The sequence below is a fragment of the Hymenobacter siberiensis genome (assembly GCF_018967845.1).
Taxonomy (GTDB): Bacteria; Bacteroidota; Bacteroidia; order Cytophagales; family Hymenobacteraceae; genus Hymenobacter; species Hymenobacter siberiensis.
In genome coordinates this window covers 2,591,870-2,611,846 of sequence record NZ_JAHLZZ010000001.1, presented here as the reverse complement: position 1 = coordinate 2,611,846, position 19,977 = coordinate 2,591,870, and the positions used below count along the sequence as shown (strand labels likewise).

Below are 19,977 nucleotides of genomic sequence, written 5' to 3'. Positions count from 1 at the left end.
TTTCTCTTCCCAACTCCTGGCCTACCTTTCCCTTATGAAACTCGCCGCACTCCTCCTGGCCCTCGTGCCCTTCGCCGCTCTCGCCCAAAAGCCCGCCCCGCTCCTGCCCCCCGCCGACCCGGCCATTCAAAAGCTGGTGGATGAAATCTCGGCCAAAAACCTCGAGGCCGATATCCGCAAGCTCGTTTCCTTCGGCACGCGGCATACGCTGAGCGACACGCAGAGCCCCACGCGCGGCATCGGCGCGGCCCGCAACTACGTGCGCGATGAGTTCTTAAAATACAGCAAAGCCGGCGGCGGAAGAATGACCGTCGAGATGGACACCTTTACCATCAAGCCCGACGGCCGCCGCATCAACAAGCCCGTGCTGATGGCCAACGTGCTGGCCACCCTGCCCGGCACCGACCCCACCGACACCCGCATCATCCTGGTGAGCGGCCACATCGACTCCCGCGTTTCGGACGTGATGAACGCCACCGCCGATGCCCCCGGGGCCAACGACGACGGCTCGGGCACCGTGCTGGTGATGGAGCTGGCCCGCGTGCTGGCCGGTCAAAAATTCCCCTGCACCCTCAAATTCGTAGCCGTGCAGGGCGAAGAGCAGGGCCTCTACGGCTCCAGCCACCTGGCCGAGCGCGCCAAGAAAGAAGGCTGGAACCTGGTTGCGATGCTCAACAACGACATCGTGGGCAACTCGCACGGCTTCGACCCCATCATCAACGATGGTACCCAGGTGCGCGTATTCAGCGAAGGCGTGCCGGCCAATGAAACGCCCGAGCAGGCCAAAGTACGCCGCCAGCTCAGCAGCGAGAACGATGCGCCCAGCCGCCAGGTAGCCCGCTATATTCAGCGCACGGCCCAGCTCTATGGCCGGGGCCACAAAGTGGCCCTGGAGTACCGCCCCGACCGCTTCCTGCGCGGCGGCGACCACACGCCCTTCAACCAGCAGGGCTTCGCCGCCGTCCGCTTCACCGAGATGAATGAGGACTACACCCACCAGCACCAGGACCTGCGCACCGAAAAAGACCGCGCCTACGGCGATGTAACCGAGGGCGTGGACTTCGCCTACCTGCGCCGCAATGCCGGCATCAACCTCGCCACCATGGCATCGCTGGCACTGGCCCCCGCCGCCCCGGCCAAGGTTGAAGTCCTCACTGCCAACCTCACCAACCGCACCGAGCTGCGCTGGGAAGCGCCCGCCACGGGCCCCAAGCCCAGCAGCTACGTGGTGCTGGTGCGCGAAACCAGCGCCCCGCAGTGGCAGCAGCGTTTCTCCGTTGCGGGCCTAACGGCTGATTTCCCCATCAGCAAGGATAATTTCATCTTCGGCGTGGTGAGCGTGGATACCGCCGGTCACGAGAGCGTGGCCGTGCTGCCGGTGGTGGGGCGGTAGGGTACACGTACTCTACCCTACTATTTTTCTAGTGAATTGATATCGAGTAATTTGCCAGCAAAACCAGCGCAATACTGTTTCCACCATTCGGGCGAGCTTCTCAGCCGCCCCGGTACCGGGGCGGCTGAGCTGGCGCAGGATATTTAAGCCGTGTCGGCTAAGGCTCATGGCTCGGTAGCCGTGGTTTTTGCGGCCGATGGGCTGGCTTTTCCGGTCGGCTACCGTGCCCACGCCCAGGCAAAAGGCGTACGCCAGACTGACCAGGGCCACGAGCTTGCGCAACTTCAGGTGGCAGCGCAAGTGACTGGCCTCCAGGTTGAAGCCCCGACCTTTGAGGTTCTGAAAGCACTGCTCGATGGTCCAGCGCTTGGCGTAGAGCTGCCCCATGTACGGCAGGCCCACGTTGCCAAAAAGAAAGAGGAAATCCCCGTCCGTCAAGGCCTTGACCCAGACCTGTCCCCAGACCCCGTCGACCTGGCACTGGGCGAAGCGCCGGGTCTGTCCGACGGCCAGGCCCAGGTCCGTAATGGCTTGCCGGCGGCCACTCGGGTGAGTGAGCAGGTGGTGCCGGGGTAGACGCATAACAAAAGGCAGTCCGTTGTCCTTGAGCCATTTGAACCAGGCATGGCCCACGAATTCGCGGTCGCCCAGCACCAGGCCAATCCGGTCTTTGCCCAGCACCTGGACGCAGACCCGGAGCAGGGCGATGCGGTCAGCCGCGTTGGAATTGCCGCTGCGGTTGTCGAGCAGTTCCCAGTAGAGGGGCACGTGAAACGCGCCCTGACCCACGGTCACGAGCAGGATATTGACCTGGCACTGGCCGAAATCCCACTCCGTGCGGTCCAGGCACAGGCGCAGCTTGCCCTGGGCCGGCAGCAGGCCCAGCACTAACTGCGCCAGCACCAGATAGTTCAGGTCCGTTTCGCGGAAAAAATCCTGAATCCGGGTTTCGTTCGAGGCCAACTTGACGGCATCGTTCAAGTGCTGGGCCACCTCGCAGAATTGGACGTTGCGGCTTTTTATCAGCGCGATAATGAACTGGCTCACAAACTTTTGGCGAGCCAGGTTGCGCACCACCGGCAGGTGTTGTAAAACGGTCGTAATTTTGGCGATGAGGCGTTGCTTCATGGGGCGGAACGAGTTGAGCGTGTAGGAACCTCAAAGGTCGGGCCGCCCCGTTTTTTTGCCTTGCCTGACTTTTAGTAGGGTAGAGTAGGGTACACGTATTTATTAAAGGCCGCCTAACATGCAACGATAGTTAGAGCCTACAGGTCAGGTGAGAAACTACTCTACCCTACTATTTTTCAGGTACAAAAACGGGGCAGCCCGACCTTTGGGGTTACGACACCACCAAAAAACCGTTCTGCCCCGTGAAGCAACACTTCGCTGCTAAAATTACGACGCTTTTGCAACAGGCCCCGTTTGTGGGCCACTTGTCCCGCCAAAAGTTTGTGGGCCAGTTCATTCTTGGCCTGATAAAGAGCCGCAACGTGCAATTCGGCGAGGTGGCCCAGCACCTCAATGACGCGGCCAAGCCCGCCTCGAACGAAACGCGCATTCAGGACTTTTTCCGCGAAGTAGACCTCAATTACGTACTGTTGGCCAGGCTTTTACTGAGTTTGTTGCCTGCGCAGGGCAAGCTGCGCTTATGCCTCGACCGCACGGAGTGGGACTTCGGCCAGTGCCAGGTGAACATCCTGCTCGTCACCGTCGGCACGGGCGAGGTCCACGTGCCCCTTTATTGGCACCTGCTCGACAACCGCAGCGGCAACTCCAACGCCGCCGACCGCATCGCGGTGCTCGAAAAGTGCCTGGCCTTGCTGGGCAAAGACCGCATCGGCCTGGTCGTGGGCGACCGGGAATTTGTCGGCCATGCGTGGTTCAAGTGGCTCAAAGACAATGGGCTTAATTTTGTCATGCGCCTGCCCAAGCACCACTGCCTGACCCACGCCGACGGCCGGCGGCAGGCCGTGGCCGACCTGGGCCTGGTGCCGGGGCAGGTGCGCCGCTTCGCCCACGTGCAGGTCGACGGAGTCTGGGGGCAGGTCTGGGTCAAGGCCGTGGCGGCGGACGCGTTTGTCTTCCTGTTTGCCACGGCCGGCCTGAACCACCTCGCGCAACTCTATGCCAAGCGCTGGACGATTGAGCAATGCTTTCAAAATCTGAAAGGGCGGGGCTTTAACCTGGAAGCCACCCACTTGCGCTGTTTCCAAAAGCTGCGCAAGCTCGTGGCCCTGGTCAGCCTGGCCTACGCGTTTTGTCTGGGCGTGGGCGCGGCCGCCCACGGCGGCCGCCAGCCCATTGCCCGCAAAAACCACGGCTACCGGGCCGCCAGCCTGAGCCGCCACGGCCTCAATCTGCTCCGCCAACTCGCCCGCCCGCTGACCCTGCCCGAGGACCCATTGGCCCGCTTGGTTGAAACGCTACTGAACTGGATTACGAGGCAACTTGCTAAAAATCAATTACTAAAAATAGTAGGGTAGAGTAGTGAGAAACAATAAGTCAACATCATGCGTTACTTATTCTCATCCATTCTTTGTTTCGTATTACTTGCGACTGCATGCAAAAAAACGAATCCAACAATCACCACCTTGGACGGAACCTATACAGGCACCTTTCAGCGCCAGCAAGGGAGTGGTGGACTAATTTCACAGGTAAGTCTTACTTTTTCGGGCAATAATTGGAGCGGCTCCAGTCAGTATCCCAAATACCCAGCACTGTGCAGGAGGAACTACACAATTAGTGCGGGAAATAAAACATCATTCGCCAACGCTTGCGCCTAGACTACTGAATTTGACTGGTCGTTGATTCTCGGAAGGGAGTACAATTTGAGTGTAGATGGCAATGCGGTGGTGTTCGCCAAAGATGATGACATTTACAAGCTCAGCAAATAAGCCTAATCCATTAGCTACCAAAGTTAGGCAGTAGTATTACCAGCGATTACACTGGCTCTTTATTGCGGTATTTTTTTTAGGACCAGTGAAATGACATATGCCCGTGTTTGAGCTAACCAAAGAGGGAATGGCAGGCGTAATACATTTTCGCAGCGGGCGATACATCCTCCAAAACCTCACTAAACCCAACCCGCTATGTTGCTGTACATCCTATTACTCGTTGTTGCCCTTCTCCTCACCGGCATTCGCGTGGCGCAGGAATACGAGCGGGCGCTGGTGTTTCGGCTAGGCCGGTTCACGGGGCTGCGCGGGCCGGGGCTGTACTGGATAATCCCGTTTATTGAGCGCCAGCAGACCATTGATATTCGCACCAAAACCGTGGATTTGGAGCAGCAGGAAACCATTACGAAGGACAGCGTGACCATTAAGGTGAACGCCGTGCTGTGGTTCCGGGTGGTGAATCCGGCCGATGCCATTATCAAAGTAGCCAATTTCAACCAGGCAGTTTACCAGCTGGCCGTCACGGCGTTGCGCAACATCATCGGCCAGAACCAATTGGACGAGGTATTGCGCGGCCGCCAGGAAATAAATGCCGCGCTGCTGCACATCGTAGATGCCGCGACCGAAAACTGGGGCGTGAAGATTGAGATGGTGGAAATCAAGGACGTGGAAATTCCGGAATCTATGCAGCGGGCCATGGCGCGCGAAGCCGAGGCCATTCGCGAGAAGCGCGCCCGCATCATCAAGGCCGAGGCCGAATTGGAAGCGTCGATAAAGCTCACGCAGGGCGCGCTGGAAATGGAAAAGAGCCCCATCGCCCTGGAATTGCGCCGCATGCAGATGCTGGCCGAAATCGGCATCGACAACAATACGACGACGGTGGTGCTCATCCCGTCGGAATTCACGAACGCGGCTAAGAGCTTCTCGCAGATGGTGCAGCAACAGGGTGATAGGCCCACTGCTTAACCTGGTTCACCCTGAACAAAACCGGCTCCGCACAAGAATGCGCGGAGCCGGTTTTTTTGTTTGATACCGCGCTATTTCTTCGCGCCAGCAGCAGCCAGCACCTCTTGGTTCAGGCGCGTGTATTCGGTTTTCGACACCTCATTTTTATCGTCCTTCAACAGCGCCAACGACTTATTGGCAGCTTCGATGGCTTCCTTGTTTTTGCCCGCTTTTTGCAGCAGTTTGGCCTTCCAGTAGTAACCGTAATACTCGGTGGGGTTGGCTTTGATGTACTCATCAAACCAGCCGATGGCGGGCGTGAGGTCTTTGCCGGTGCTGTAGTAATACTGCGCAGCCTGCACGTAGGGCTTTTTTTCGCCCTTCATGGCCTGCTCAATCTGGGCCATCACCACGCGGTCGGGGTCGGCGGTGATGGGCAGCGCTACCTGTGTGCGGTCCCAGGCCAGGACGAGGTCGGCGGAGGCGGGGCGGAGGTTTTCCACGGTCAGGCCCATGGTTTCGATGGGCGCGGCCAGCTTGGTGGGTTTAGCTTGCACGCGCACTACGTCGAGGGCCTGCTTGTACTCGTAGGTGCCCCACTGGGCGGTGTCGCGGTTCAGCACGAAGGTCCACTCCTTCGCGTCGGGAATGGCCAGCAGGGCGTAGGCCCCGGCGGGCACCGTCTGGCCCCCTATTTTCACTTCCTCGCCAAAGCGCACTTTGGTGATGGTGTTGGCTCCCAGGCGCCACACCGTGCCGTTGGGCACCACGCCGCCAAACGCCGTGCGGCCGCGCAGTGAGGGCCGCGAATACGTCAGGTCGATGTAGGACGTGGAGAAATTCTGGTGGATGCGCGTGGTCGGGCTCAGGGGCGGAATGGTGAGCCTGGTTTGCGCCTGGGCGGTGGCGGCCAGCAGCAAGCCGGCGGCGAGAAGTTGTGGTGCGTATTTCATAGCATCAAAGATGCGGACGAACGGCCAGTGTTGCAGCTGGCGCGCAGGGCTTTTGGGCGGAGCGGCGAACAACCCGGCGGCGCGGCCGTTCAACTACCGGGCATCGCACGAAGCGTTTTTGGCCCCTAACCTATTCGCGGCATGAAAATCCTCCTCACCGGCGCCACGGGCTATATCGGCCAGCGCCTGCTGCCATTGCTGGCCGCGGCGGGCCACGAGGTGGTGTGCCTCGTGCGCGACCCGCGCCGCTTTTCCCTGCCCGATACGCTGCCCGAAGCCCTGCACGCCCGGGTAACGGTGGCCAAAGGCGACTTGCTACGGCCCAAATCCCTGGCTGCCATGCCCACCGACATCGACGCGGCGTACTACCTGGTGCATTCCATGAGCGGCGGCAACGAGGATTTTTTTCAGCAGGAACAGCAGTCGGCGCAGCATTTTACCGACTACCTCAACACGACTACCGCCCGGCAGGTCATCTATCTTTCCGGCATTGCCAACGACCACGACCTGAGCGTGCACCTGCGTTCGCGCCGCGCCGTAGAAAACGTGCTCACCAAAGCCACCCACGCCAAGCTCACGGTGCTGCGCGCCAGTATCATCATCGGCTCGGGCTCGGCCTCGTTCGAGATTATCCGGGATTTAGTGGAGAAGCTGCCGGTGATGGTGACGCCGCGCTGGCTGAACTCGCGCTGCCAACCCATTGGCATTCGCGATATTATGTTCTACCTAACCGAGGTATTGGACAACCCCGCCTGCTTCGGCCGGGCCTTCGACGTGGGCGGGCCCGATGTGCTCACCTACCGCCAGATGCTGCTGGGCCTGGCCGCCGAGCGCGGCTACAAGCGCTGGATTGTGACGGTACCCGTGCTCACGCCTCGGCTGTCGTCGTGGTGGCTGTACCTGGTCACGAGCACCACGTTTTCATTGGCCCAAAGCCTGGTCGAAAGCCTGAAAAACGATACCGTGTGCGACCCCGGCAAAAGTATCAGCGCCGTGATTCCGCACCAGCCCATGAGCTACCGGGCGGCTCTGGCCCTGGCCTTCACCCGCATCGAGCAGAACGAGGTGGTGAGCAGCTGGAGCGACGCGCTGAGCAGCGGCACCATGCGCCAGAACTACATGGATGCCATTCAAATCCCTAAAAACGGCATGTTCTTCGACCGCCAGCTCATGCCCTTCCGGCGGCCGGTGGCCGAGGTGCTGGACAATATCTGGCGCATCGGCGGCGACCGGGGCTGGTACAAAACCGACTGGCTCTGGCGCATTCGCGGGCTGATGGACAAGGCCGTGGGCGGCGTGGGCCTGCGCCGGGGCCGCCGCTCGCCCAACCGCCTGCGCGCCGGCGACCCGCTCGACTTCTGGCGCGTACTGGTGGCCGACAAGGTTGGCAAGCGCCTCCTGCTGTACGCCGAAATGAAGCTACCCGGCGAGGCCTGGCTGCAGTTCCGCATCCTGGACCAGCCCGATGGCAGCCACGCCGTAGAGCAGCTGGCCGCCTACCGCCCGCGCGGGCTGGCCGGGCGGTTGTACTGGTACGCGGTGCTGCCGTTCCACGGCATCATTTTCAAGGGCATGGTGAAGAACCTGGTGGAGTTTCAGTCCGATTTGAAAAGCCAGAATACACCGGATTAAATCCTTATAAATCAATATATTATTGTATTATTCTCAGCAAATAAACGTCTAATCAATCAACATTTTGGTTGGCGCGAAAGGCGTAGCGGGCCGTTCCTTTGGAGCATCACTTCCCCCTCCCTCTCATTCTGCACGCCATGTTCCGCGTTCCGCTCGGTTTCCGCTACCTTACCACTGTTGCCGCTTTGCTGCCGGCCTTACTGGCTACCGTTCCGGCTCAAGCCCAGGCCGTCGGGTCCGAGCCGGCCCCGCTTGAAATCACCCATGGCGTGGAGCTGCGCGGGGGCTACACCGGCGGCCGGTACTCGCACAGCACCGATGATTTTCATTCCAGCCTAAGCATTTTTAACGGTGGCGGCAACGCACGCACGGGCTCGGCCGTCGAACATCGCTTCGATGGGCTAATGCTCGGGGCCGACTACGTGATAGGTCAGCATCGGCCCGGCCGGCCCACTACTACCACCCTGCGCGTGGGCCTCGACGTACTGGGCGCGGCCGACCGCCTGCGCATCGGCGATGGCCGCCGGGCTACGCTGAACCTGCTGGCCGCGCACCCCCACTTCAGCATCGATGTACAGCGCAACCGCTGGCAGACGCGGGTGGGCGTGGGGGTTCTGGCGGGGCGCGTGAGCTACTATGCGCAGGAAGGCTCCTTCGACCTGCTGAGCACCAACATCACCGTTGATATGGTGCACGCTGTGGCTACCTTCCAGCTGGAGATGAACTGGAACCACTGGTTTCAGTACGAAGTCGGCTACGGCTCCAACGGCCTGCTAGGCATGGCTAACCCGGTATCGTATGGAGGCGTGGGCACGGGGTTCGGGCCGCGCAGTCCGCTGGCGCTGGTGGTGGGCGTGAGCAGCACGGCCTCGCTCGAATACCAAAGCCCGGTGAGCTCCTTTGCCTACTCCCGCGTAGTGCTGGCCCCTACCGGGCGGCCCTGGCAGGCCAGCGCGTTCATCACCTACGGTTCAGAGCTGTACCAGCGCACGGCCCTGCAAGTGGGCTACAAGCTCCCCACCAAAACCAAAAGTAGCACAGGGCGCTAAGCAGTTGTTTGTCAAGTGTAGGCAGCACGGTGTAGAGACGCGACACTTCGCGTCTCTACACCGTGCTGAAGGCGCAACGATATTTTAGGCAAACACCGGTACCACGCGCCCTTCCTCCACCTTTAGCGCGGCATCATACTTATTACCGGTTTTCGCCGAGAGGAAGCCTTTGATTACCCCCGTTTCGCCCTTGCGTAGTAGCTGCTTGAGCTGGGTTTCGGTGAGCTGCTTACCGCCCCACTCGAAGCCCACCCGAAACTGACAGTCTTCGCGGAAGCGCGAGCAGCCGTAAGCCGCCTTGCCCTTGAGCATGGTGCCGAGCTTGCACACTGGGCACGGAATGAGGCCCGAATCGGGGGCCGCGCCGGGCTTGCTGTCGGCCACCTGCAGCAGGATGAGCTGGAAAGCAGTATCAAGGCCAATGGCGGCGTCGAACTTCTGGCCTTCGGCCCCGACAAAGCCTTTCATCACGGGCGTGCGGCCTTTGGCGAGCAGGGCCTTCACCTGCGGGTCGCTGAGCTTCTTGCAATGCACTTCGGCCGGCAGGCGGAAGGTGCAGCCCTCACGGAAACGCACGCAGCCAAAGGCGGTTTTGCCGCGCACGACGTGGCCGGTTTTGCAGGCCGGGCAGTAGCCCAGGCCATTTCCGGGGGGAGGTGGTGAGTTAAGAGTTGAGAGTGAAGAGTTGGTAGTTTTGGTTCTGCTCTTGCCATCTGCAACGCTTAAATCTTCACCCTTACCTTTTAACGCTATTTCCGCGCTGCCGGAGGTCACCATACGGCCACGGTTGTCCTGCTTCACTTCCTGCACCATCTCCTTCACCAGCCCAGAAAGCTCGCCCAGAAAGCCTTCCGATGATAATTCGCCCCGCTCAATCTGGCGCAGCTTGTGCTCCCACTGGCCGGTGAGCTCCGCTGATTTCAATGTGGGGTTGCGAATCAGGCCAATCAGTTCAACCCCCGTGGGTGTGGGGATAATGCGTTTCTTTTCGCGCTTAATGTAGTTGCGCTTAAACAGCGTTTCGATGATGGCGGCGCGGGTGCTGGGGCGGCCGATGCCGTTTTCCTTCATGGCCTGGCGCAGCTCCTCGTCGTCGATGTTGCGACCGGCCGTTTCCATACCACGCAGCAGCGTGGCCTCGGTGTAGTCCTTGGGTGGCTGGGTCATCTTGCTCTCCAGGCGTGGGTCGTGCGGGCCGCTTTCGCCCTGCACGAAGCTGGGCAGCACAGTCGAAACCGCGTCGTCATCTGCTTCGGCTGCGGCCCCGGCGGCTCCCGGCGCGGGGGGGGCTTTGGGGGCGGCCTGCTGGATGGGGTCGCCGTAGACGACGCGCCAGCCGGGGTTCAGAATCTGGCGGCCGCGCACGCGGAAGGGGCGCTCGGCGGCTTCGGCCAGCACGGTGGTGTTACTCACCTCGCAATCGGGGTAAAAGGCGGCGATGAAGCGACGCGTGATGATGTCGTACACGCTGGTTTCCATGCCACCGCCGGGGCCGGCCGCACCCGTTGGAATAATGGCGTGGTGGTCGGTGACTTTATTGTTGTTGAAAACCTTGGGCGTTTTGGGAATCTTGGCGGCCAGCAGCGGCGCCGTCAGCGCCTCGTAGCCCCGGATGCCACGCATAATACCGGGGATTTTCGCGTACTGGTCGTCGGGCAGGAAGGTGGTGTCCACACGCGGGTAGCTCACCGCCTTCTTCTCGTACAGGGCCTGCACGATTTTCAGCGTGTCCTCGGCCGAGAGGCCCAACTGGTTGTTGCACTGCACCTGCAGCGAGGTCAAATCGAAGAGGCGCGGCGGGGATTCGCGGCCTTTCTTAATCTCCACATCGGTCACGCGCAGCGGGGTGGGGCGCACGGCTTCAAGGGCTTCGCGGGCTTCTTCCTCGGTCACGAAGTAACCCATAGCGCGCAGCCGCGACTTCGTGTCGGGCGCGGCGTCGGCGTCTTTGGCCTTGTCGGGCGCGGCCATGTGGCTGAAGAGAGTGCCCCGGTATTCGGTCTTCAGCACCCAATACGGCTCGGAGCGGAAGTTCTGGATTTCGTGCCAGCGCTCGACCAGCAGGGCCAGCGTGGGGGTTTGTACGCGGCCGATGCTCAGCAGCTGCTTGTCCTGGTAGGTGGTGTATTTGAGGGTAAAGAGGCGGGTGGCGTTCAGGCCCAAGAGCCAGTCGCCCACGGCGCGGCTCTTGCCAGCCTGGTAGAGGCTGTCGAACTCCTTGGCCTCGCGCAGGTTGGCGAAGCCCTGGCGGATGGCCTCCTCGGTGAGCGAGGAAATCCAGAGTCGCTTCACGGGCTTGCGGCACTTGGCCTCCATCAGCACCCAGCGCTGAATCACTTCGCCCTCCTGCCCGGCGTCGCCGCAGTTGATGACTTCGGTGGCCTCGCTCACCAGCTTTTTGATGGTATTGAACTGCTTCACCACGCCCTCGTCGCGGCGCATGAGCTTGATGCCGAACGAGTCGGGAATCATGGGCAGGTTGTGCAGGCTCCAGCGCTTCCACTCGGGCTGGTAGTCGTCGGGCTCCTTCAGTTGGCAGAAGTGGCCGAAAGTCCAGGTTACTTGGTAGCCGTTGCCTTCCATATAGCCGTCCATGCGGCGGGTGGCGCCCAGCACGTTGGCAATCTCACGGGCGACGCTGGGCTTTTCGGCAATGCAAACTATCACGGATTCTCGGTTAATTAATCGGAGGGCGCTGATTGATTTCGGCGCGGGGAATTAACAAAGGTAACCGCGAAAAAGGTCGAATTCGGGCAGCTTGCGGCTGATGCCGGCTGGCCCCTGGTGCCCCTGGCGCGAGTTTAACGCAACGCAGTGAAGCGTAACTCGTGCCGATTATGATGGGGAGGCTGGGCCTCCCCTGCCGCGCCAGCAGCCAGCCGGCACTGAGCCGTGCTAGCTGGCCGTTTCATAGGAGGCGCAGCCTCCCCCGTATGGCTGGCACGAGTTACGCTGCGCTAAACTCGCGCCAGAACGGCCAGACCGAGTAGCCCGATGGTGCGGCCGGCCCTACTTATCCAGCACGGCCAGCAGCTCGCGGTGCATCATCTGGGCCATGTAGCGGGCCTCGTCGAGGCGCGACTCGTGGTAACGCCGGGTGTCCTCCGATTCGGGGGCGGGGTCCAGCTGGCGCAGCGCGGCCAGGGTGCCGAGGCGGGTGAGCGACTGCTGCACGGTGGCATCGACGCGGGAGCGCAGGCCCTCTGGCACGGTGAAGCCGGTGGCCTGGGCGGCTTGCAGGCGCAGCAGCTCCTGGGCTACCCGGGCCAGGTCCTTCAGCAGGTCGCCCTCCAAGGGAGTGAGCTGGCGGGGGCGGTGGTCGATGATGCAGAGGCTGCCCAATGACAGGCCTTCGGGCGAGCGCAGGGCCTGCCCGGCGTAGAAACCCATGTTCATTTCCTGCGCCACGAAGGGATTGACGAGGTCACAGGGCTGGGCGACCACGTCGCGAAATTCGGTGAGTTCGTCGCTGAGAATGGCCACCGAGCACATGCTGTCTTCGCGGCCCACCACCAAGGCTTCGGGCAGGCCCTCGTTGCCGATGAATACCACGTCGTCGGCCCGCACCAGGCTCACGAGGGCAATGGGCATGTCGAAGAGCTTGGCCACAATGCTCACAAAATCATTGAACACCTCCTGCCCGGGCGTGCCCAGCACCTGGTAGGGCTGCAGGGCCGCCAGGCGCTCGTGTTCGTAGGAAGGTACAAGGCCCGGGTACTGGTTGGTGTCCATGGATAAGCTGGGGAGTTCAGCTGCCAACTGATTGAGTGATGGAATAGTTTGACAATGCGGGTGGTGGTAAAGGTACCGCACCGGCCCCGAGAAGTTTCATGGGTTGCCGGGTTTGCCACAGAGCACTATTTGAAAAGTCTGAAAATCGCACCACAAGCAGCTGCAAGTCAATGCATTTTATCAATATCATCATATTAACAAGGTCTTATCCGCTCGACTTTCGGTTTGTTAGTGTCGGCGAATGATGCGAATCTTGCAGGAGTAAGTACCTTCCCTTTCACACGCCATGAAAACACTTGCCGCGCTTCGAACGGTATTGCTAAGCTCCGCCCTGCTCAGCAGCAGCGCCTGCAAGAAAACAGACCCCGAAATTGAGGGCCTGTCGTTCGTGGATGATGTACCGTACTATTATTTCACGAATAATGACCGGCTGTGGCTCAGAATCAAATCCGGCGACGAATGGAAGATGGAAAACACGCGGGGCTACCAGCGCGTGTACCGCGCATCGGTTATCATCCACGACATTCAGAAAGCGCTTTACAACAACTCTGTCGGCACCTGCATTACCCCCGCAAAGCCGGAGGCATATCAGGACGTTATGTATATCCGCCTGGCACGTACCGACAGCGTTGCCGGGTTCAGCGAATTACGTTTCTATCGCGAGGCGGCCCAGCGCACCGGATATCCGGCGGGCGGGTTCGACCCCGATAAAAGTGAATTTTATGCGCAGGGCGAGTGAGCTGACTTTGTCGGCAATTCCGACCGCTACGCCAGCACCTACTATTGCCGGGGGCTCAGCATGCCGCACGGTGCCGCGCTGAATGGCCCTTTCCAACAGCTCACCGTGCATGGCCGAACCTATAATGAAGTAGTGGCATTTATTGGGAATTCACGGGGTTCGACCTGTAGCCCAGTGCCCTCTTTCTACATGCAGGAGCTGTACTACGACCGCCAAGTCGGCATGGTGCGGATGGTGAGCGTAGCCGGCGAGGTATGGGACCGGGTGCCTTAGCCGGTTGCAACGCCCATTTCCGTTCGGCCAAGTCCGTTGCAACCGGTTGCAATCCCCATTCGCGTCCGGCGAAGGCCGTTGCAACCGGTTGCAATGCCTGTTTCCGTCCGGCGGAGTCCGCTGCTACTGCTTGCAGTGCCTGGTCCTGGCCGACGAAGCCTACTGCAACCGGTTGCAACATCCATTTTGGCGCGAAAAAGCCCGTTGCAACTGGTTGCAACGGGCTTTTCCTAGTTTCCTCGGCGGCTACTACTTCGCGGGCTTCGGCGTTTTGGGACCGCTGCTTTGGCGGCCGGCATTGCTGAAATCAAAGAACGGGGCCGCCCGCTCGGGCTTGGCGGCGTATTCGAGCAGCAGCGTGAGGTAGACGTTGAACAGGGCCAGGCAAACGGCCTCGCGGCCGTCGTGCAGGTCGATGCGCTGGGTGCCGGCGGTTTTGGCCATGCCATCGGCGCGGCTCAGCGAGGCCGAGAGGACGGCCAGTACCTTGCGGCCCTCCGTGCACTGAGGCGAGGTGAAGACCGTGGGACGAGCATCGAGGGCATCGAGAAAGGCCGTGAAGGCATCCTCCACCTTGGTCTGGGAGCTTTTGGTGAGGGCACTGCGGCCTTTGGGAAAAATGGCCAGCAGGTCGGGGCTGCCCGCTTCGTAGGTGGGATTGATGACTTTGCGCTCCATGCGCTTCACGTAGGCCTTAAAGTCCTCCAGGGCCTGGGCCAGGGTGCTGGTACTGGCCGGGCCCTCGCCCGAGAGCTGGCCGGCGTGGGTGGCGCGGTAGTCGGTGAGGGCCACTTCGAGGGCATCGGCTACGGCGCTGTACTTGCCGCCGGCCTGCTTGAGGGCTTGCAGGGTGAAGGCGGCCATGTCGGCAAACTGGTCGCGGTTGAGGCGCAGGTTCTCAAAGAAATTTTCGAACCGGGCGGCGTATTTGGCTTGGGCCATGCGGTAGATGTGGGGACTTGGTGAATGAATGGGCAAAAGGTAAGACTTATTTGGAAACGACCCAGACCACAACCGGCCCCGAAAGCCGCCGTAGACACCCAACACCTTCTCCCTTTTTGCCATGGCCCGCATCATTGTCGGTTTATTCACCAGCGCTTCCGAAGCTACATTTGCCGCTGCTCAGGCACAGGCTGCCGGCCTCGCCCCCAGCGCCATCAATATTGCCACCCAGGCAAGCCTGCAGGCCCAGCACCTGCCCGATGCCGGCGCATCTGCCGAGCCTTTTTTCGACAGCGTGACGCGGTTTTTCACGGACCTGTTCAGCGGCAATCACCTCGATGATGCCCAGGCGTACATCGCCGCCACCGGCCCCGATACGGCCGTGCTCACCATCGAAACCGCCACTGCCAAAGAAGCCGAGCTAGCCCGCGCCGTCCTCGACCGCAACGGGGCCGTGGATGTGTACAAGCAGCGCCCCCTCGCCCCCACCGCTAGCACGGGCGAGATTCACGGCGAAATTGACCTCGAGGGCGACCTCAGCCGACTGCGCGATGATGATGAGCTGGACGCGAACGGCCTGACCACGCATTGAGGGTTAAGAGTTAAAAACAGGTCCTTCCTAACACTTAACTCTTAACTTTTAACTCTTTATCCCCCCCCTGCGCCAGCCGCAGCTTGCTGTGTTTCTTGCCGTAGCTGAAGTAGATGACCATGCCAATGGCCAGCCACACGATGAGGCGCAGCCACGTTTCCCAGGGCAGCGAGGCCATCATCACCACGCACACCACAATGCCCAGAATGGGCACCACCGGCACCCACGGGGTACGGAACGGGCGCGGCGCATCGGGGTTGGTTTTGCGCATAATCATCACGCCGAGGCACACCATCACGAAGGCCAGCAGCGTGCCAATGCTCGTCATCTCGCCCACCACCGAAATGGGTACGAAGCCCGCAAACAGTGCAATGAAGCACCCTAGCAGCAGCGTGGACTGCGACGGCGTGTTGAACTTAGGATGCAGCCGCGAGAACACCGGCGGCAGCAGCCCATCCTTCGACATCGAAAAGAATACCCGCGACTGCCCCAGCAAATCAACCAATATCACGGAGGTATAGCCAATGAGAATGGCCATAATCACGGCTGAGCTGAGCCAGGCGTAGGGCGTTTTTTCGATGGCAATGGCCACCGGCGCGGCGCTGTTCTTAAACTCCGTGTAGTTGGCCAGGCCAGTCAACACGTGCCCGAACAGCACGAACAACACCGTGCAAACCGCCAGCGAGCCCAGAATGCCGATGGGCATGTTGCGCTGCGGGTTCTTGGTTTCCTGAGCCATGGTGGCCACGATATCGAAGCCGATGAAGACGAAGAAAATAACACCCGCCCCGCGCAGGATGCCGCTTAGGCCGAACTCGCCAAACTTGCCGGTGTTGGCCGGGATGTAGGGTTGGTAGTTGGCTGGGTCGATGTACTTCCAGCCCAGCGCGATGAACACCAGCACCACGGCCACCTTCAGGGCCACTACCAAGGCATTGAACCACGCCGAGCCCTTGGTGCCCCGCGTGACGATGGCCGTAATGGCCAGCACGATGAGCATAGCCGGCACGTTCACGTAGCCGCTCACGGTGCTGCCATCGGCCAGCGTGGCCGACTCGAACGGCGACATCACCAGCCGCGCCGGAATGTGCAGCCCGTACTTGCTCAGAAACTTGATAAGATACTGTGACCAGCTAATGGCCACCGTGGCTGCGCCGACGGAGTATTCGAGCACCAAATCCCAACCGATAATCCAGGCGAATAACTCGCCCATGGTGGCGTAGGAATACGTGTAGGCAGAGCCCGACACCGGCACCAGCGCCGCAAACTCGGCGTAGCATAAGGCCGAAAAAGCGCAACCCACGGCGGCTACCAGGAAAGAAATCGTAACGGCCGGCCCGGCGTTGTTAGCCGCCGCAATGCCGGTTAAGGAGAATAAACCTGCCCCGATAATAACTCCAATCCCAATGGCGATGAGGCTCACGCCATTCAGACTTCGTTTGAGGGTATTGACCCCCGTTTCAGCTGCTTCGGCGCGAAGCAGCTCCAATGATTTTTTAAGCATGTAAATGCGCACAGCTGCGCTTAAAAGAATGTCCGTAAAAACAGTCATGCTGAGCTTGTCGAAGCATTTCTACCGCGCAAGTAGTCATTTACTACTGAGGTAAAGATGCTTCGACAAGCTCAGCATGACGTTCTAGCACTGACGTTCACCATAGAATCAATTTAACTACGCCAGCACCTGAATAACAGATTCCGAAAACCGCTCCATTTCCTCCAGCTGCGGGCTGGCCTGCAGCAAAAAGAAGTCGACTCCCACGTTTTCGAACTCCCCAATCCGGTCCTGAATCTGAGCCGACGTACCGGTGAGGCCCGTCCGCAGGCCCCGGTTCGATACCGAGTAGTCCTGTAGCGAAACCTGCTGTTCAAGCTGGGTACCGGCCAGCCACTGCTGGTAGTTGCCATAGCCCGCCGCCGAAGCTTTCACGTTGGTAATGCGGTCAAGCTCCTTTTTCACGTCCTGCTCGTTGTCGCGCACAATCGTGTAGCCCGCCACCCCGAATTTCATCGGCGGCAGGCCTTTTTGCTCGCGGCGGCGGCGCATGTCGGCAATGCGGGCCCCAATTTGCGCGGGCGAGTCGCCGTGCATCACGTAGCCATCGCACTGCGTCGAAATCAGGTCTTTGGCTGCTTCCGATTCGCCCCCGGCGTAGAGAAACGGTGCCTTGGCGGGCTTGGGCTGCAGCACGTTATCGGCCACCTGGTAGTACTTGCCGTCGTAGCTGAAATGGTCCTGCTTCCACACGTTGGTCACCACATCGAGCCACTCGCGGGTGCGGGCATACCGGTCGTCGTGCTGCTCAAAATGCAGGCCGTACTTCGTGGCCTCATCGCGCCACCAGCTCGACACCACGTTCAGCGACAGGCGGCCGGGGGCAATCAGGTCGATGTTGGCCGCCTGCTTGGCCAGCAGCGCGGGGTGATGAAACGTCGGCCGCACGGCCACCATTATTTCGAGCTGCTCGGTTACGGCCGCCAGCGCCGCGGCCGTGCTCCAGGCCTCCAGCGAAGCCGCCTCCGTGCCTTTTATATCATTGAGATACAGCTCGGCAATGAGCGTGAGGTCGTATCCGAGCGCCTCGCTGCGCTGGGCCAGCTGCTTCACATAGCTCCAGTCGGTGGGCATGTGCTCGTCTTCCACATTGCGCAGCCAACCGCCAAATACGGGCATCCAATATCCAAATTTCATGGCAATGATATTAAGCAGTGACTATTTGATTTTTACTGGCCGCCGGCACTGGCAGCTGCGTTTCGAGGTAGTCCACGAAACGGGCGTAGGGGTCAAATCCCACCACATTCACGGCATCGGCCACGAAGTTGGACAGGGCGTTGATGTCGTAGAACAGTACCTCGCCGCTCCGGTCATCAATCAGGTATTCGATGCCGCCCACGTCGATTTTAGCAGCGGCCACAATGCGCTCCACGGCGGCAATTACCTCGGCTGGCGGCGTAAACGCCTCCACCTGAATCCCCTTCTTCGGCGCTTCCGTCAGGCAGAACTCGGCCGACTGCTCCTCCGGAATCTGGCAGATTTCGGCCGGACACAGGTTGAAGCTTTCGCCGGTGGTAAACACCTTCATGGCGTACAAAAACTTGCCGTCGAGCATCTCGACGCGGTGGATATTACCGCCGCGCGGCGTCACGTACTCCTGCACCAGGGCCGTCTGGTCGATTCCCAGGTCAATCTGGCCAGCCTCCACAGCCGCCTGCAAGCCGGCCAGCGTGTCGAAGCGAATAATACCCGCGCCACTACCGCCGATATTCACCTTCACCACAATCGGAAATTGCAGCTCGCGGGCCGCATCCACCGCCCGCGAAGCGTGGTTAATCACGAACGATTTCGGGTATTTCAAGCCCAGCGACTCGAACAGCGACAGCTGCCGGGCCTTGTTGGTTTCGATGGCCGTGGCCGCCGAACCATTGATAATGCGCGTCCCGATACGCTCCAGGTGCGTGGCAAAGCCGGCGGTGTGAAAAATACCCTGCCCGTGCCCCCGCAGGTAGGCCGAGGAGCTCATCCGGTTCACCACCAAACTGTAGCGGCTTTCAGTTTCAGCCGGGTTGAAGAGGTGGTGCGCGGCATCAATTTTCTCGTAGGGCAGCTCCCGCCGGTCCAGCTCCGCAAACAGCGGCTTGAACCATTCGGGATGCTCGAAATAAATGCCAATAGGTTTTTGAATGGATGACATAAAATGTTCTGAAAGAGTGATATGAAGCCAGAAAAAGGTCAGCGCCGGGTGGGCAAACTGAATTCGGAAACCGGGCCGCTGCAAAGGCAGCAAGGGCAAGAGACATTTCGACAGGACCTGGCACGCTCATTTCTTCGGGTATCGGGTTGGCCGCTCCAACCACACACCAAACGGCATGGTCAGCATCGGCCCGGGCTCCGGCAACGAGCCCCAAACACACCACCCAGAAAATGAGGACGCAGCACATGCTGCAAACACAGCGGCGCACAAAGCCTACCAGCTTGCGCTACCGCCGTCCTACCCGCGAAAAATTACTCGGAGATAGGGTTAAGCCTGGCAACAACAGCAACAACAGCCCATGCCCATGTGGCGCATAGCCGCCACGGGGACAAGAAAAACAGCAGTTTGGGGGGAGAGGTTGTTGGAGGCTTCCACGGCAACTTATTTTTATATGGTCAGGAATTGGCACCGGTCCGCGGGTGCGGGTGGTTGCCGGCGCGTCATCGAGCCTGTCTCTCAGCGCCTCTCTATAAAAAAAATCCTTCCGAAAGAAAGAATTGGTGCTGCAAAGGTAAGCCCGAAAGTCTGAATCCGCCACGCTGGACAGCATTTTACAACCTGGCCACCCCCGGCTGCGCAAGGGCCAACTATTTGGCGGGCACACCTGCTCTGCATATCCGCCACCTGCCTGAGACCATTTTCATGTCCGATACCGTTGTTCACGCCGAGCCCTACGGCAGCCTGCTTTTCTGCCCCGCCGTTCCCTGCTTTATCATTGCCTGGCAGAGCTTTGCTAATAGCGAACAGTTCCGCTTTCTCATGAACAAGGGCTTGGAATTGTACACGGCCGAGGCCGCCCGCACGCAACCACTGGGCTGGCTCGCCGACACGCGCGACGTGCAGGCCGTAAAGCCCGCCGACCAGGAATGGATGCGCGCTGACTGGAATGTTCGCGCCCATAACGCCGGTATCCGCCACGTCAGCTTCGTAGTGCCGGAAACCGTGTTCGGCCAGATTTCGGTGCAGAGCTATTCCCACAACGTGGCCGAAACCAACGAATACGAAATCGAGACCTCCCAGCACCGCACGTTGCAGGAGGCAAAAGAATGGCTGAAAGCGGCGATTCACTAACCGCACCGGCTGG

The 19,977-nt window shown here is 60.3% G+C and carries 16 protein-coding genes and 1 riboswitch; of the genes, 8 read left to right on the top strand and 8 right to left on the bottom strand.

Features of this window, described 5'->3' with window-relative positions; all coding sequences use genetic code 11:
* Window positions 1–34 precede the first annotated feature (34 nt).
* Window positions 35–1,393: a M20/M25/M40 family metallo-hydrolase gene (locus KQ661_RS11255; protein WP_216727087.1), complete on the top strand. Its 1,359-nt coding sequence runs from the start codon at window positions 35–37 to the stop codon at window positions 1,391–1,393.
* A gap of 12 nt (window positions 1,394–1,405) precedes the next feature.
* On the opposite strand, the gene KQ661_RS11250 is transcribed toward KQ661_RS11255, so the two are convergent.
* A complete protein-coding gene (locus KQ661_RS11250; RefSeq protein WP_216685403.1) occupies window positions 1,406–2,521 on the bottom strand; it encodes an IS4 family transposase in 1,116 nt (371 codons plus the stop codon).
* A 242-nt stretch (window positions 2,522–2,763) separates the two neighbouring features.
* Between KQ661_RS11250 and KQ661_RS11245 the strand changes: the two genes are divergently transcribed.
* Together KQ661_RS11245 and KQ661_RS11240 are read left to right on the top strand one after the other, a co-directional pair.
* Window positions 2,764–3,876, top strand: a complete 1,113-nt coding sequence (locus KQ661_RS11245) for an IS4 family transposase (RefSeq protein ID WP_216685412.1) — start codon at window positions 2,764–2,766, stop codon at window positions 3,874–3,876.
* A 606-nt stretch (window positions 3,877–4,482) separates the two neighbouring features.
* A complete protein-coding gene (locus KQ661_RS11240) occupies window positions 4,483–5,253 on the top strand; it encodes a slipin family protein (RefSeq protein ID WP_216688455.1) in 771 nt (256 codons plus the stop codon).
* A 71-nt stretch (window positions 5,254–5,324) separates the two neighbouring features.
* On the opposite strand, the gene KQ661_RS11235 is transcribed toward KQ661_RS11240, so the two are convergent.
* Window positions 5,325–6,185, bottom strand: a complete 861-nt coding sequence (locus KQ661_RS11235) for a DUF2911 domain-containing protein (RefSeq protein ID WP_216727086.1) — start codon at window positions 6,183–6,185, stop codon at window positions 5,325–5,327.
* 141 nt (window positions 6,186–6,326) lie between these two features.
* Between KQ661_RS11235 and KQ661_RS11230 the strand changes: the two genes are divergently transcribed.
* Window positions 6,327–7,817 carry an SDR family oxidoreductase gene (locus tag KQ661_RS11230; protein ID WP_216725925.1) on the top strand — a complete coding sequence of 497 codons (1,491 nt, stop codon included), beginning with the start codon at window positions 6,327–6,329 and terminating at the stop codon, window positions 7,815–7,817.
* 137 nt (window positions 7,818–7,954) lie between these two features.
* Entirely contained in the window at window positions 7,955–8,866 is a 912-nt protein-coding gene (locus tag KQ661_RS11225) for a hypothetical protein (protein ID WP_216727085.1), read from the top strand.
* Window positions 8,867–8,950: 84 nt separating this feature from the next.
* Here KQ661_RS11225 and KQ661_RS11220 read toward each other — a convergent pair whose 3' ends face one another.
* Together KQ661_RS11220 and KQ661_RS11215 are read right to left on the bottom strand one after the other, a co-directional pair.
* A complete protein-coding gene (locus tag KQ661_RS11220; protein ID WP_216727084.1) occupies window positions 8,951–11,533 on the bottom strand; it encodes a type IA DNA topoisomerase in 2,583 nt (860 codons plus the stop codon).
* Window positions 11,534–11,875: 342 nt separating this feature from the next.
* A complete protein-coding gene (locus KQ661_RS11215; RefSeq protein ID WP_216727083.1) occupies window positions 11,876–12,598 on the bottom strand; it encodes a GAF domain-containing protein in 723 nt (240 codons plus the stop codon).
* Between the two features lie 286 nt (window positions 12,599–12,884).
* Between KQ661_RS11215 and KQ661_RS11210 the strand changes: the two genes are divergently transcribed.
* On the top strand, window positions 12,885–13,337 hold the full coding sequence (locus KQ661_RS11210; protein WP_216727082.1) for a hypothetical protein: 453 nt from the start codon (window positions 12,885–12,887) through the stop codon (window positions 13,335–13,337).
* A gap of 522 nt (window positions 13,338–13,859) precedes the next feature.
* Here KQ661_RS11210 and KQ661_RS11205 read toward each other — a convergent pair.
* A complete protein-coding gene (locus tag KQ661_RS11205; RefSeq protein ID WP_216688448.1) occupies window positions 13,860–14,552 on the bottom strand; it encodes a hypothetical protein in 693 nt (230 codons plus the stop codon).
* Window positions 14,553–14,673: 121 nt separating this feature from the next.
* On the opposite strand from KQ661_RS11205, the gene KQ661_RS11200 reads away from it, so the two are divergent.
* Window positions 14,674–15,144: a hypothetical protein gene (locus tag KQ661_RS11200; RefSeq protein ID WP_216686445.1), complete on the top strand. Its 471-nt coding sequence runs from the start codon at window positions 14,674–14,676 to the stop codon at window positions 15,142–15,144.
* A gap of 34 nt (window positions 15,145–15,178) precedes the next feature.
* Here KQ661_RS11200 and KQ661_RS11195 read toward each other — a convergent pair whose 3' ends face one another.
* The 3 genes from KQ661_RS11195 to KQ661_RS11185 form a co-directional block, all read right to left on the bottom strand.
* Window positions 15,179–16,648, bottom strand: a complete 1,470-nt coding sequence (locus tag KQ661_RS11195; RefSeq protein WP_216686444.1) for an amino acid permease — start codon at window positions 16,646–16,648, stop codon at window positions 15,179–15,181.
* A gap of 165 nt (window positions 16,649–16,813) precedes the next feature.
* The gene (locus KQ661_RS11190) at window positions 16,814–17,833 is read right to left on the bottom strand and encodes an LLM class flavin-dependent oxidoreductase (RefSeq protein WP_216686443.1); all 1,020 of its coding nucleotides are present in this window, start codon (window positions 17,831–17,833) and stop codon (window positions 16,814–16,816) included.
* Window positions 17,834–17,843: 10 nt separating this feature from the next.
* A complete protein-coding gene (locus KQ661_RS11185) occupies window positions 17,844–18,833 on the bottom strand; it encodes an ATP-grasp domain-containing protein (protein WP_216686442.1) in 990 nt (329 codons plus the stop codon).
* 444 nt (window positions 18,834–19,277) lie between these two features.
* A riboswitch (SAM riboswitch) is annotated at window positions 19,278–19,369 on the bottom strand.
* Between the two features lie 166 nt (window positions 19,370–19,535).
* On the opposite strand from KQ661_RS11185, the gene KQ661_RS11180 reads away from it, so the two are divergent.
* Window positions 19,536–19,964: a hypothetical protein gene (locus KQ661_RS11180; protein WP_216686441.1), complete on the top strand. Its 429-nt coding sequence runs from the start codon at window positions 19,536–19,538 to the stop codon at window positions 19,962–19,964.
* Window positions 19,965–19,977: the final 13 nt, after the last annotated feature.